Below are 13,320 nucleotides of genomic sequence, written 5' to 3'. Positions count from 1 at the left end.
CTTCGACGGCGCTTGCGAATTGACTTGCAGGCTTGCCCCGACGCATCACGGATGAGGTTTCATCTGCCGTTCAGCCGGCATGTGAAACGAGGTTGTTTCACCGCCACTGCCAGCGCTCCCATAGCGAGCCGCTGGCAGTGGCGTCGCTTTTGCCCTTTGCCCGAGGTTGCGCCGTGACCGTGTACCTGCCGATCGCAGAGCTTTCGGTGAACATACTCATCATCTTGGGTATGGGCGCGGCCGTGGGCTTCCTGTCGGGCATGTTCGGCGTGGGCGGCGGCTTCCTCATCACGCCGCTCTTGATCTTCTACAACATCCCGCCCGTGGTGGCGGTGGCGACTGGCGCCAACCAGGTGGTGGCTTCGTCCATTTCCGGAGCGATCACCCATTTCCGGCGCGGCACGCTGGACATGAAGCTCGGTAGCGTGTTGCTGGTGGGAGGCCTTGCAGGCGCGACGGTCGGCGTGTGGATCTTCTCCTGGCTGAGGCGGCTGGGGCAACTCGACCTGTTCATCTCGATCCTCTACGTGGTGCTGCTCGGAACGATCGGCGCACTGATGCTGCAGGAAAGCCTGCGCGCCATGCGCAAGGCCAAGCAGAACCAGCAGCTGCCTCTGCGGCGCCCCGGCCAGCACAACTGGGTGCACCGGCTGCCGCTGAAGATGCGCTTCAAGAAATCCAAGATCTACCTGTCGGCCATTCCGGTCGTCGGGCTCGGCTTCTGTATCGGCATCCTGACCTCGATCATGGGCGTGGGCGGCGGCTTCATCATGGTGCCGGCGATGATCTACCTGCTGCGCATTCCAACCAGCGTCGTTGTCGGGACCTCGCTGTTCCAGATCATCTTCGTGACCGCCTATACGACCATGGTGCAGGCGGTGACCAATTATTCGGTCGATATCGTGCTCGCGACGATCCTGATGGTTGCAGGCGTAATCGGTGCCCAATACGGGGTACGCGTCGGGCAGAAGCTGCGCGGCGAGCAGTTGCGCGCGCTGCTCGGCCTGCTGGTGCTGGCGGTCGGCCTGCGTCTCGCGGTCGGCCTCGTGGTGACGCCCGACGACATCTACTCGGTTGCGGTTGGGGGCCTGTCATACTGATGCGCCTCTTCCCCAGACTTTTCGCCGTCTGCGGCTTGGCTGCTTTGTCCCTGGCACCGGCACTGGCTTTACCCGTTGCAGCGCAGCTGCCGGGCGAGGCTTCCACGGTAAAGGAAGGGCTGGAAATCGGCGTCTCCTCCAACGAAATCGCCATCACCTCCGATTTTCGCGGTGCGGACCTGACGATCTTCGGCGCGATCGCCAATGCGGACGAGCTGCTGCTGGCTATCGGCCAGTACGACGTGGTGGTAACCCTGGAAGGACCCCGGGACTACGCCACCGTTCGCAAGAAGGAACGCGTGCTCGGCATCTGGATGAACACCGAATCCATGACCTTCCAGCAGGTGCCGGAAAGCTATTCCATCGCCAGCACGCGGCAGATAGACGATCTGGAACAGGGCCCGAGCTTCAACAGTGTCGGCGTGGGGCTGGAGCACCTGCCGCTCGATCCCGTCGGTTACATTCGCAATTCCGGCGTCATCAGCGAGTTCCGCGATTCTTATCGCCGCCTTAAACTCGGCAGCGGACTCTACCAGCGCGATACGAGCGGCGTGCGTTTCGTCTCCTCCAGCCTGTTCCGCGCCTCGCTACGGTTACCGGCCAATATTCCGGACGGGCAGCACATGGTGCGTGCCTATCTGTTCAAGAGCGGCGCCCTGATTTCCCAGCGGGAAACACCACTGCGGGTGGTGAAGACCGGCCTGGAACAGGCAATCAGCGACGCAGCACATAACAGGCCGTTCGCCTACGGTTTCCTGTGCGTGCTGATTGCCGTCGTTACCGGCTGGGGCGCGAGCCTGATCTTCCGAAAGGATTGAACCAGACGCCACTCTCTTTTCGGGCACGCCACGACATGCCGGGGCAGTCTGCCGTTGGCCGTCATGATCCCGCCCTAACAATTTCACGATCGCCTGCGTAAATCGCCAATGCTCACCTATCTGAAATCGCTGCCGTCCCACGCCCGCATCCTCCTCAGCCCGGCTCAAATGCGGCTTCTCATCCGCCGCAGCGAGTTCGGGCTCATTGCGGTGGCCGCGCTTGTGGGGGTCATGGCCGGCGTCGGCGTTGCGGCCATGAGCTGGATTTCGCAGGCCCTGCACCAGCTCGTCTTCGGCATTCCTGTCGGCGAGAGACTGAGTTCGGCCTCCAGTCTCTCCCCGCAGATCATCCTCATTGCGCCGATCGGTGGCGGCATCCTGCTTGGCCTTCTTCTGCTTTGGCTGCGAAAATCGCGCAAGAAGCCGATGGTCGATCCGATCGAGGCAAATGCCCTGCATGGCGGCCGCCTGTCGCTGACCGACAGCGTCATCGTCGCCGTCCAGAACCTCATCTCCAACGGCTTCGGCGCGTCCGTGGGGCTGGAGGCCGGCTATACGCAGCTCTCTTCCGGGCTCGCGTCCAAGATCGGCCTGCTGCTGCAATTGCGCCGCGCCGACCTGCGCATCCTTGTCGGCTGCGGCGCTGCTGGCGCGATCGCTGCCGCCTTCAATGCGCCGCTGACAGGCGCCTTCTATGCCTTCGAGTTGATCATCGGGACTTATACCGTCCTCAGTCTCGCGCCCGTGGTGGTCTCGGCCCTGATCGCTACCTTCATGGCGCGGCTTCTGGTCGGCGATGCCTTCCTGATCGATATCGGCAAGTTCGGAACGGTGATGCCGGCCGACTACCTGCCGGCCATTGTGCTCGGTATCGTCTGCGCCGGCGCCGGCATCCTGCTCATGCAGGGTGTGACCTATGTGGAAGAACTGGCGCGCAAGAGCTCGATCTCCCCCATCTTCCGGCCGGCGCTTGGCGGGGTCGTGGTGGGGCTTCTCGGCCTCGTCGACCACCAGGTCCTCTCTGCCGGCCATGGCGCACTTCACGTCAACCTCAACCAGAGCATGACCATCTCGGCCGTGCTTGCCGTCCTGCTGATGAAGTCGCTCGCCTCGGCCATTTCGATCGGCGCCGGCTTCCGCGGTGGGTTATTCTTCGCCTCCCTGTTCCTCGGAGCGCTGCTGGGCAAGCTTTTCGCCTACTGCACGCCCTATATTTTCGAGCATGCGACGCTGACGCCTGTCGTTTATGCCGTTGTGGGCATGAGCGCCCTGTCCGTGGCGGTGATCGGCGGCCCCCTGACCATGACTTTTCTGGCGCTGGAAATCACCGGCGACTTCCCGATCACGGCGCTGGCTCTGGCGGCCGTCATCACGTCCTCGGTCGTGGTCAGAACCACATTCGGCTATTCCTTCGCCACCTGGCGGTTCCACCTGCGTGGAGAAGGCATTCGCAGCGCCCATGACGTTGGTTGGGTCCGCAACCTGACGGTCGGTAAGCTGATGCGTACCGACGTGCGCACAGCGCCTGTGACCATGCCGCTGGACGAATTCCGCAAGGAGTTTCGCCTGGGATCTACACAGCGCGTTGTGCTGATCGACGAACGCGGCACATATTCAGGCCTGATCCTGCTGCCGGATATCTACGCGGCGCCGCGAGAGGAGAACAACGAACCACAGTCGCTTACAGCTTTCGCCCGCTATCAGAACGATGTCCTGCTGCCTACTATGAACGCCAAGCAGGCCGCGGCGATCTTCGACAAGACCGAGGCGGAAGCGCTTGCGGTCGTCAGCAACCAGACGGAACGCAAGGTCATCGGCCAGCTCAGCGAAAGTCATCTGCTGCGGCGATACGCCGAAGAGCTGGACCGGCGACGGCGCGAGGTTTCCGGCGAAATCTGACGCTTCCGACTATCGCCGTATTGGTCCAGAGCATCCACACGGTCCGTTGGCTGCGGGATGGGATAAATTAGTGGAAACGTCAGCCGAGCAGGTTGCCGTAGCGCACGGAATAGATGCGATCACGCCCGAGGAGATGGGCGACCAGGGCATCGTGGTTGAACAGGCCCTGCATGGCGCGATGGCGCAGGTCCAGCCCGCCTGCCAGAACCCCAAAGGCCGGCATGACGAGCCGATCGCCATCGCAGGCAAAGCAAGGACGGCGTACGGATTTTTCCCGGCGGCGCACCGTGGCCGACGGATGCAGGTGACCGGCAATCTCGCCTTTGCCGGAAATCAGGCTCGGCTCGTGACGGAAGACCAGGCCGCCATAGATCAATTCATCGGTGGCGGTGCCAGGAAGATCCACGGTTCCATCCGGATCGTGGTTGCCGTTGATCCAGATCCAGTCGCGACCCCGCGCCATGCCGGAAATCAGGGCCCGCAGATCGGCCGGCAGATGCTCCGAGCCCCTGCGGTCATGGAAATTGTCGCCAAGCGAGACGACCACTTTCGGATCGTAGCGGCCGATGACAGCCGCAAGAATGTTGAGCGTTGCGATGGTGTCATAGGGCGGCAGCATCATGCCGCGGCGGGCGAAGGCAGCGCCTTTTTCCAAATGGAGATCGGACACGACCAGCATGCCCAGTTCCGGCAGGTAGAGGCCGCCCAGCGGATCGCAGACGGCCGCGACGCCATGGACGAGGATTTCCTCCCCGCCGACAGCCACGCCGTTTGTCAATGTTATGCGGGCGGCAAGCCCGAGGCGGTGCATCAACGTCGTTTCGTCTTTCCGTTTCCACCCTCATTCCTGTGACAAACACAGGGATGAGGGAGTTCCCTATTGCCAGTCTCACGAAAGGCTTACGGCGACATAGCCTCCGCGATCAGCTCGTCCGCAGCCTCCTTCAGCACCGCGTCATGCGCCTCTCCCGGCACGCTTTCCCTGCCGATTTCCAGCATGATCGGAACCGCAAGCGGCGAAACACGGTCGAGATCAAGATGGGTGATATGCCCTTTGATTCGCTTCAGCATATCGCCTAAGCGCGCAATATCCAAAAGACCAGATGCCGCATCCCGCCGTGTCGCCTCAAGCAGGATATGGTCCGGCTCGTGGGTGCGCAGCACATCGTAGATCAGATCGGTGGAGACGGTGACCTGTCGGCCTGTCTTCTCCTTGCCCGGATGGCGTCGCTCGATCAGGCCGGAGATCACCGCGCAATTGCGAAACGTGCGCTTGAGCATGTAGCTTTCCGCAAGCCAGGCCTCCAGGTCGTCGCCAAGCATGTCCTCGTCGAAAAGTTCGGAAAGACTGATACGCCCCTCTCCGATCATTCCGCCGATATCGTTGAGGCCCCAGACGGCGAGCGAGTAATCCGTGGCGACGAAGCCGAGCGGATGAGCACCGGCACGCTCCAGGCGCCGGGTCAGCAGCATGCCGAGCGTCTGGTGGGCGAGCCGCCCCTCGAAACAGTAGGCAATCATGAAGAAGCGCTTCCCGCGCGGAAAGGTCTCGATCAGCAGCTCGTCCTTCTTCGGAAGCATGGACCGTTCCTGCTGGATGCTCAGCCAGTCGCGCACCTGGTCGGGAAGCGCCTGCCAACGCTTGGGGTCGGCCAGCATGGAGCGGACCTGATCGGCAAGATAGGTGGTGAGCGGAAACTTGCCGCCAGCATAGGCCGGGATCTTCGGGTCCAGCGAGAAGGCGTTGGAGACCAGGCATTCGTTCTCGCGAATGCCTTCGAAGCGCAGCACCTTGCCGGCGAACAGAAATGTGTCCCCATGCACCAGCTGTTCCAGGAAATACTCCTCGACCTTGCCGAGCGTCATGCCGCCCCGGCCGACAGCCCCGGTAGCCCCGCGTTTCACCAGCCGGACGCTGAGCTCGGCTGCCTCCACGATGGTGCCGAGGTTCAATCTGTACTGCATGGCGATGGCCGGATTGGAGACGCGCCAGCGACCGTCCCCGGTCTTGCGGATCTTGGCGTAGCGCTCGTAGGAGCGCAGCGCATAGCCACCTGTCGCGACGAAATCGACGATTCGCTCGAACATTTCCCAGGAAAGGTCCGCATAGGGCGAGGCGGAGATGATCTCGTCGTATAGCTCCAACGGATCGAAGGGTTCGGCGCAGGCCATGCCAAGCACATGCTGGGCCAGAACATCCAGCGCGCCCTCGCCCACCGGCGGCGTATCCTGGGCGCCGAGGTAGTTGGCGTCGAGGGCTGCCTGACACTCCATCACCTCGAAGCGATTGGCGGGCACGAGGATCGCCTTGGAGGGCTCGTCCATGCGGTGATTGGCGCGGCCGATGCGCTGGGCCAGCCGCGAGGCACCCTTGGGCGCGCCGACATGCACGACAAGATCGACGTCGCCCCAGTCAATACCCATGTCGAGCGTCGAGGTGGCAACGACGGCACGCAGCCGGTTCTCGGACATGGCCGCCTCCACCTTGCGGCGCTGGCCAGCATGGAGCGAACCGTGATGCAGCGCGATCGGCAGGTTTTCCTCGTTGACGGTCCAAAGCTCCTGGAAGAGGAGCTCCGCCTGGAAGCGCGTGTTGACGAAGATCAGCGTCGTCTTGTGCCGCTTGATCTCCTCGTAGATCTCCGGAATGGCATAGACAGAGACATGGCCAGACCATGGAATGCGGCTTTCCGTGCCCATGATGGTGATATCCGGCGAGGCGCCGCCGGTGACATGCACGAGACCTGCGGGCGCGGCCGGGGCTTCTCCTCGCGGAACGAGCCAGCGCTGAAGATCCATGGGATCGGAGACCGTGGCCGAGAGACCGATCGTTTTCACCTGCGGCGCGTGCCGGCGGATACGCCCGAGGCCGAGCGACAGCAGATGCCCGCGCTTGGAGGTGACGAGCGAATGCAGTTCGTCCAGGACAATGTATTTCAGGTCCTTGAAGAAGCGCTCCGCTTCCTTGTTGGCGAGCAGAAGCGCCACCTGCTCCGGTGTCGTCAGCAGGATATCGGGCGGCACGAGCTTCTGCCTCTGACGCTTGGCCTGCGGCGTGTCGCCTGTGCGGTTCTCGACAGTCATGGCAAGGCCCATTTCAGTGACGGGCTTCATCAGGTTGCGCTCGATATCGACCGTCAGCGCCTTCAGCGGCGAGACGTAGAGCGTGTGAATGCCGGTGAAGGCAGAGCCCGGCGGTAGCTTGCCCCGCCGGACGAGATCAGTCAGCGAGGGCAGAAAGCCCGCAAGCGTCTTTCCGGCCCCCGTCGGCGCAATGAGGAGCATGTTTTCCCCGCCTTGAGCGCGGGCGAGCAGTTCCAGCTGATGGGCGCGCGGACGCCAGCCCTTTTCCGCAAACCAGCGGGTAAAGGGAACGGGCAAGTCGATAGTGCTGTCCATTTCGATGCGATCCACGCTGCACATGTAGTTCGGCAGCGCCCATTGAGAAGACGCGAGCGCTGAGGGAAATACCGGTGACGCTTGAATTTTGCCGCAATCGGGGCGTGCCTAAGGTCAAGTCTCATTTGTCGGATCGCCATGCCAACCCGTCGCACGATTCTCGCCGCCATCAGCCTTGCCGCGCTCTTTCCGCGCGGGCCGCTTGCCGCCGGTCCGGCTCCCCTTGCCCTATGGCCCTCAACGCCTCCAGGCGGTGGCGGTCCACCCGGGCCTATCCGGACGCGTCCTGGCGGCGCAGTGCGCAATGTCTCCGCGCCAAGTCTTGAGGTGTTTCAGGCGGAGGAACCGAACGGAATGGCGGTGCTGATTGCGGCCGGTGGCGGCTACAGACGCATCCAGAACGGCAATGAGGCCCTGCCGGCGGCCCGCTGGCTCAATGCGCATGGCATTACCGCCTTCGTGCTCACTTACAGGCTTCCGGGCGAAGGCTGGGCAGCCGGGCCGCTCGCGCCCCTGCAGGACGCCCAGCGCGCCATCCGGGTGATCCGTGCCGGCGCAAGCCGCTTCGATATCCACGCAGACCGTATCGGGGTTCTCGGCTTTTCTGCCGGCGGTCATCTGCTCGGGCTTGCAGCAACCCGGTCAACCTTCATCACCTATGAAAGGGTGGATGCGACGGACCAGATTTCGGCGCGGCCAGACTTTGCAGCGCTGATCTATCCCATCATCACGCTGAAGCCACCCTATGACCGGACTTCCAGCCGGAAAATGCTGGTCGGTGAGCATCCGGACCCGGCATTGACCGCCGAATGGTCGGTCGAGGAGCATGTGAAGGCCAATTGCCCGCCGATGTTCCTGGCACAGGCGAAGGACGATCCGGTGTCGGACCCGCACAACACCCTGCTCATGCAAGCGGCCTGCGAACAGGCGGGCATTCCGGTGGAACTGCTGCAGCTGGACGACGGCGGCCACGGCTTCGGCATGGGCAGACCCGGCACCGCCTCCATGGCCTGGCCCGATGCCTTCGCGTCCTGGCTGGCGAAAACCGTACCTAGCTAGAATCAGGAGTGGCATCTCATCTGGCCAATTGACATCGATTTTAATCGTGGATATATTTTATCCATGATTAGGAGATGGTCATGAAACTGAGCGACGGCGTGGAGCAGGCAATCCATTGCATGGCGGTTCTTTCGGGACTGCCTGACGGGAGCGTCCTGTCTGCTGCGGCGCTGGCGGAGTTTCATGGGGTATCGACCAGCTATCTCCTCAAGCACATGCAGGCGCTGTCGGGCGCCGGTCTGGTTGCCACCGTGCCCGGCCCCAAAGGCGGCTACCGATCGGCGCGCAAGCCCGAAGAAACCACCCTGCTCGACATCGTGCTGGCCGTCGAAGGACCGGCCGCCGCTTTCCGCTGCGCCGAGATCCGCCAGCGCGGGCCGAACCCACTGCCGGGCCGCTACTTCACCAAGCCTTGCGGCATCAACGCCGCGATGCTGAAGGCCGAGAAGGCTTATCGGGCCGAGCTCTCCAAGGTAACGATCGCCGACATTCTGGCAGATCTTGCCGCATCCGACGACGGAGGCATTGCCGCGCGCGGCTGTGCCTTCCTCCAACTTAACGAACGCAAAAAGGCGCGCTGACGTGCCACAACCCAAGGAGAAGATCATGCACCCCCGTTTCAACTACTACAAAGCCGCTCCTGACGCTTTCAAGGCCGTGACAGACCTCGAAAACTACGTTCAGAATTCCGGCCTCGAGCGCCGCTTCATTCACCTGATCAAGCTTAGAGCCTCCATCATCAACGGCTGCGCCTTCTGCGTGGACATGCACGTCAAGGAAAGCCGCCATGACGGCTTGTCCGAGCAGTGGATCAACCTGATGAGCGTCTGGTGGGAATCGCCGGTCTATGACGACAAGGAACGCGCATTGCTCGGCTGGGTCGATGCGGTGACGAAGATTTCCGAAACCGGGATTCCGGACGGCGCTTATGAGGCCCTAAAAGCGCATTTCACCGAAGAGGAGATGACCAAGATCACGGTGGCGATTGGCGCGATCAACGTCTGGAACCGCCTTGCCGTCGGCTTCCGCTCCCAACACCCGCTCGACAAAACCGCCAAGGCTGCATGAGGCGGGTCGATCAGCGCACCGCGATATAGCGGTCGGAGCGATGATTAATGGTGAGAAGCAGGTTCAGGATCACGGCGCTCAGCAGCGACCAGAGCACCGTGGCCGGGCTCACCACAAAGAAGGCGGCAGCCATGACGCAGAGGTCGAAGGCGAGCTGCACCAGCCCCGCCGGGATCTTGAACCGATCCTGGATATAGATGGCGAGGATGCCGATCCCGCCAAGCGATGCCCGGTGGCGGTAGAGGCCGAGCAGGCCGAAGCCGATCAGGATGCCTGCCAGCAAAGCTGCCCAGAACGGATCAATATACTGGATGACGAGGAAGCGTCGCTCCAGTTCCGAAATGACAGAGACGAGTGCGATCGCGCCGAAAGTCTTGACGGAAAAGCCGAGGCCCAGCCGCCGGAAGGACAGGTAGTAAAAGGGTAGATTGACGACGAAGAAGAGAATGCCGAACGGGATGTCGAAGGCATAGTGCAGCAGGAAGGCGACGCCGGCCGTACCGCTGGTAAGAAGGCCGACCTGGTTGAGCAGATAGAGCCCGAGGGCCGCAACCATGGCGCTGATGAAAATGCCCTGGGCATCCTCCAGCGGCGTATGGCGGGCCGGGTCCATGCTGTAGAACCCGATCATGCGTTTGCGCGCCTGCTCCTGATCCGCCATTCGTGCTCCCTTGTTTGCAGCATAGTGCAACGCAACATCGGCATGGGCAAGAAGGTTTCACGCAGCTTCCGGCTCGCCTGCCTAGAACGCACGAAGCTGATCGTCAGGAAGGCTTGCGCGACAGAAACAGAATGCCGTGGATGGGCTTTCCGGCATCCATGCGAATGACTGTTTTGGTCACGTCCAGAACTTCCAGTCCGTAGCGAGCCAGCAGCATGCGGATATAGGCTTCCGAATGGGCATAGCGTAGCGAATCCCTCAGCAGGAATGTCTCGCCATCGCCGGCGTCTTCTACCGAAAAGGCGAAGACGCCGCGGGGTGCCAGAAGGTCTAGCACCAAGGGAAAGACGGTTTCCAGCGAGCCGAGATACATGAGAACGTCGGCAGCGGAGACGAGGTCGGCGCGGTGCTCGGCCAATTCCTCCGAGAACAGGCCAGACTCGGCTGGAAGCCGGCTGAGATCGGCCTGCCCGAGATGGTCGTAAAGTCCCTTGGCCGCTGCCCTGGCAAGCATGTTGGCGGACAGGTCGAAGCCTTCGAGACGGCCCGCCCTCTCCCTGATCTCGGCGCCGAACAGGCCTGTGCCGCAGCCGAGATCGACCACGCTGGAGAAAGGCGCATGGGGAGCAACGAGCGCTGCCAGCTTGCCTGGCACCGAGTATTCCAGCTTTTCGACCAGTGCCGTATCGAAGCGATCTGCGTAATCGTCGAACAGGCCTTCCACATAGCGACTGGGCGGGCTGGCCGGCGTCTGCTCCTTGCCAAGCAAAGCAAGCTTGAGGCGCGCGCCGAAGACATCCTCCGGTTCGAGCGCCAGGGCCTGACGATAGGCGTTGGCCGCGCCATGCGACTTCACCGCGTCGGGCTGGGCTTTCTGACGGTATTCGCCGAGCCTGAACCAGCCGGCCGCCCATCTGGGCACCAGTTCCAGCGCCTGTTCCATCAGTTCGACTGCCGCTGCCCAATCGCCGGTCTCGGCCAGCATGCGGGCATAGTCCGTGCGGCGGTCGGCAATCGGGTCGCCGGAAGAGAACCGGTTTGTGTGTCTGGCTTTCGGCGTCATGTCAGTACCCCACGGAAAGATAGGTTCTTCGCCGAGGCCACAAAAAAACTCAACTTCTATCTGAGGAGGCGCTGCCCGCTTGCGATGCCGCACGGGCGCGGCTATGCCTTCTGGGCAATTCGGAGAAAACTGAAATGGCGAATGGGGTCAACAATTTCCTGGGCGACTCGCCCGGCCGAACGATCATCAAGCTGGTCGTGGTCTGCCTCATCGTGGGTTTCGTGCTGGCCTTCCTGGGCTTCACGCCGGACAATATCGTCAGCAGCCTGCGCTATCACTTCCTGGACCTGTGGTACAACGGTTTCGTCGCCATGGGCAGGGTCGGCAATTATCTCATGCTCGGCGCCATCGTCGTCATCCCCGTCTTCATCATCCTGCGCCTAATGAGCTACCGACGCTGACATGACCATGCAACTGATGAGGCCGTCGCGCCGGCATTTCCTCGTCCTGTCCGGCATGGGGCTCGTGCTGGCAGGCTGTTCTACCACATCCGTTCTGGCGCCGACACCGACGCCCGGCGCCAGCGACCAGACGGCAGCAGCGCTTCCTGCGGTCAACAAGCTGCGGCAGAGCCGAGGGCTTGCCGCACTGACGCTCGACGCGCCCGCTCGCAAAGCCGCCGCCGTCCAGGCCGTGCGCATGGCCAAGGCCGGCGAGATGAAGCACTTGATCGGCTTCGGCGACGATTTCGGCAACCGCATGAAGAAGAGCGACGTGCAGCTTCCCGTTGCCGAAAACATTGCAAGCGGCCAGAGCAGCGTCGATGCGGCCGTCACTGCCTGGATCAATTCGCCAAAGCACCTCACCAACATGCTCGGACCCTATAAGGGGTTGGGCGTCGCCATGGCGCGCGCCGGTGACGGGCGGAGTTACTGGGCCATGGTGCTTTCGGGCTGAGCATGGACACTGCGAACCAGCAGGCGGAGACAACCAGGCCCTTCGAAGTCACGCACCGTCTTGTGCTGGGCATCGCCGTGCCGATGACGCTCGGCTTCCTGACGACGCCGCTGCTCGGGCTGACGGATACGGCCGTCGTCGGCCATCTCGGACGACCGGAGGCGCTGGCAGGGCTTGCGATCGGCGCCATCCTCTTCGACCTGATCTATGGCAGCCTGAGCTTCTTTCGCACCTCCACGACCGGACTGGTGGCGCAGGCTTTCGGTCGCGGCGATATCCGTGAACAGCAGGCGGTCTTCTACCGGGCGATGATCAGCGCGGTGGCGCTTGGACTGCTGATGCTGGCGCTTTCGCCCCTGATCCTGGCCACCGCGCCCGACCTGATGACCGGCGACGCCGAGGTCGCTGCCGTGACCCGGCAGTATTTCGGCATCCGTATGCTGACAAGCCCGGTAACCTTTGCCAACTTCGCCATCCTCGGCTTCGTGCTCGGCCGCGGCAAGGGCTCGCTCGCCCTGCTGCTGCAGATCGTGCTCAACGGCACCAATATCCTGCTTGCCATCCTGTTCGGCCTGGTGCTCGGCTGGGGCGTCGCGGGTGTCGCCTGGGCGACGGCGGCGGCTGAAGTGGTGGGGCTCGTCATGGGGCTTGCGATCGTCAGCCGGCAGTTTTCGGCTGCGCATCGCCCAAGCCGCGTCGAGATCATCGACCCCGGCAAGCTCCGCCAGCTTTTCCAGCTGAATGCCGACATCCTGATCCGCTCGCTGATCCTCAATGGCGCCTTCGCGCTGCTGACACGGGTGGGATCGAGCTTCGGCGCGGTGACGCTGGCGGCCAATGCCGTGCTGATGAACATCTTCATGCTGTCGGCCTTTTTCCTGGACGGCTTGGCGGGAGCGGCCGAGCAACTGGCGGGCCGGGCCGTCGGCGCCCGTTTCCGGCCGGCCTTTGACCGGATGCTAAGGCTCACCGGCTTCTGGTCCTTTGCCATGGCCGGCATGGTCGGCCTCTTCTTCATCGCCTTCGGGCCGGCGATAATCCAGACACTGACCACCTCGCAAGAAGTGCAGCAGGCGGCGGCGGTCTATCTGCCATGGGCGGCGCTAACCGGCCTGACCGGCGCGCTCGCCTTCCAGATGGACGGCATCTTCATCGGCGCCACCTGGTCGCGCGAGATGCGCAACATGATGATCCTATCCTTCGTGATCTATTGCGGCAGCCTTGCGGTTCTCGTGCCGCCGATGGGCAATCACGGGCTGTGGCTGTCGCTCAACCTCTTGCTGCTGATGCGCGGCCTGTTTCTGGCAGCCATGGTGCCGCGAAAGGCGCGTCAGAGCTTCGGCTTATAGAAGGAGA

General features: G+C 62.8%; 13 protein-coding genes. 9 read left to right on the top strand and 4 right to left on the bottom strand.

Annotation, left to right across the window (positions count from 1 at the left end):
- Positions 1 to 173 precede the first annotated feature (173 nt).
- From EPK99_RS14785 to EPK99_RS14775, 3 genes are all read left to right on the top strand, one after another.
- The gene (locus EPK99_RS14785; RefSeq protein ID WP_128443843.1) at positions 174 to 1,100 is read left to right on the top strand and encodes a sulfite exporter TauE/SafE family protein; all 927 of its coding nucleotides are present in this window, start codon (positions 174 to 176) and stop codon (positions 1,098 to 1,100) included.
- The gene (locus EPK99_RS14780; RefSeq protein WP_128443842.1) at positions 1,100 to 1,918 is read left to right on the top strand and encodes a TIGR02186 family protein; all 819 of its coding nucleotides are present in this window, start codon (positions 1,100 to 1,102) and stop codon (positions 1,916 to 1,918) included. Before EPK99_RS14785 ends, EPK99_RS14780 begins: the two co-directional genes overlap by 1 nt.
- 108 nt (positions 1,919 to 2,026) lie before the next feature.
- Positions 2,027 to 3,817: a chloride channel protein gene (locus EPK99_RS14775; protein WP_128443841.1), complete on the top strand. Its 1,791-nt coding sequence runs from the start codon at positions 2,027 to 2,029 to the stop codon at positions 3,815 to 3,817.
- Positions 3,818 to 3,896: 79 nt separating this feature from the next.
- On the opposite strand, the gene pdeM is transcribed toward EPK99_RS14775, so the two are convergent.
- Both pdeM and EPK99_RS14765 read right to left on the bottom strand, forming a co-directional pair.
- A complete protein-coding gene (gene pdeM / locus EPK99_RS14770; RefSeq protein WP_128443840.1) occupies positions 3,897 to 4,631 on the bottom strand; it encodes a ligase-associated DNA damage response endonuclease PdeM in 735 nt (244 codons plus the stop codon).
- 86 nt (positions 4,632 to 4,717) lie between these two features.
- Positions 4,718 to 7,216, bottom strand: coding sequence for a ligase-associated DNA damage response DEXH box helicase (locus EPK99_RS14765; protein ID WP_425374205.1), 2,499 nt, complete (start codon positions 7,214 to 7,216; stop codon positions 4,718 to 4,720).
- A 138-nt stretch (positions 7,217 to 7,354) separates the two neighbouring features.
- Between EPK99_RS14765 and EPK99_RS14760 the strand changes: the two genes are divergently transcribed.
- The 3 genes from EPK99_RS14760 to EPK99_RS14750 all read left to right on the top strand — a co-directional run bounded on the left by EPK99_RS14760 (position 7,355) and on the right by EPK99_RS14750 (position 9,343).
- Positions 7,355 to 8,275: an alpha/beta hydrolase gene (locus EPK99_RS14760; protein WP_128443838.1), complete on the top strand. Its 921-nt coding sequence runs from the start codon at positions 7,355 to 7,357 to the stop codon at positions 8,273 to 8,275.
- Between the two features lie 80 nt (positions 8,276 to 8,355).
- Positions 8,356 to 8,856: an Rrf2 family transcriptional regulator gene (locus EPK99_RS14755; protein WP_128443837.1), complete on the top strand. Its 501-nt coding sequence runs from the start codon at positions 8,356 to 8,358 to the stop codon at positions 8,854 to 8,856.
- A gap of 25 nt (positions 8,857 to 8,881) precedes the next feature.
- Positions 8,882 to 9,343 (top strand): carboxymuconolactone decarboxylase family protein, encoded by a 462-nt coding sequence (locus EPK99_RS14750; protein ID WP_128443836.1) that lies wholly within the window; start codon positions 8,882 to 8,884, stop codon positions 9,341 to 9,343.
- A 10-nt stretch (positions 9,344 to 9,353) separates the two neighbouring features.
- On the opposite strand, the gene EPK99_RS14745 is transcribed toward EPK99_RS14750, so the two are convergent.
- Together EPK99_RS14745 and EPK99_RS14740 are read right to left on the bottom strand one after the other, a co-directional pair.
- Complete coding sequence (locus tag EPK99_RS14745) at positions 9,354 to 10,004, bottom strand: YitT family protein (protein WP_128443835.1); 651 nt, start codon at positions 10,002 to 10,004, stop codon at positions 9,354 to 9,356.
- A 103-nt stretch (positions 10,005 to 10,107) separates the two neighbouring features.
- Positions 10,108 to 11,067 carry a class I SAM-dependent DNA methyltransferase gene (locus EPK99_RS14740; protein ID WP_128443834.1) on the bottom strand — a complete coding sequence of 320 codons (960 nt, stop codon included), beginning with the start codon at positions 11,065 to 11,067 and terminating at the stop codon, positions 10,108 to 10,110.
- 134 nt (positions 11,068 to 11,201) lie between these two features.
- Here EPK99_RS14740 and EPK99_RS14735 point away from each other — a divergent pair, with 134 nt between their 5' ends.
- From EPK99_RS14735 to EPK99_RS14725, 3 genes are read left to right on the top strand one after another with little or no spacing between them, the layout of a single operon-like run.
- Positions 11,202 to 11,468, top strand: coding sequence for a DUF6460 domain-containing protein (locus tag EPK99_RS14735; RefSeq protein WP_128443833.1), 267 nt, complete (start codon positions 11,202 to 11,204; stop codon positions 11,466 to 11,468).
- A 1-nt stretch (position 11,469) separates the two neighbouring features.
- Positions 11,470 to 11,964 (top strand): CAP domain-containing protein, encoded by a 495-nt coding sequence (locus EPK99_RS14730; protein WP_425374204.1) that lies wholly within the window; start codon positions 11,470 to 11,472, stop codon positions 11,962 to 11,964.
- Positions 11,965 to 11,966: 2 nt separating this feature from the next.
- Positions 11,967 to 13,313 carry an MATE family efflux transporter gene (locus EPK99_RS14725; RefSeq protein WP_128443832.1) on the top strand — a complete coding sequence of 449 codons (1,347 nt, stop codon included), beginning with the start codon at positions 11,967 to 11,969 and terminating at the stop codon, positions 13,311 to 13,313.
- The last annotated feature ends 7 nt before the right edge of the window (positions 13,314 to 13,320 follow it).

Origin of the sequence: Neorhizobium lilium (genome assembly GCF_004053875.1) — a bacterium.
Classification (GTDB): domain Bacteria; phylum Pseudomonadota; class Alphaproteobacteria; order Rhizobiales; family Rhizobiaceae; genus Neorhizobium; species Neorhizobium lilii.
This window is presented reverse-complemented; position numbering and strand designations above follow the sequence as displayed.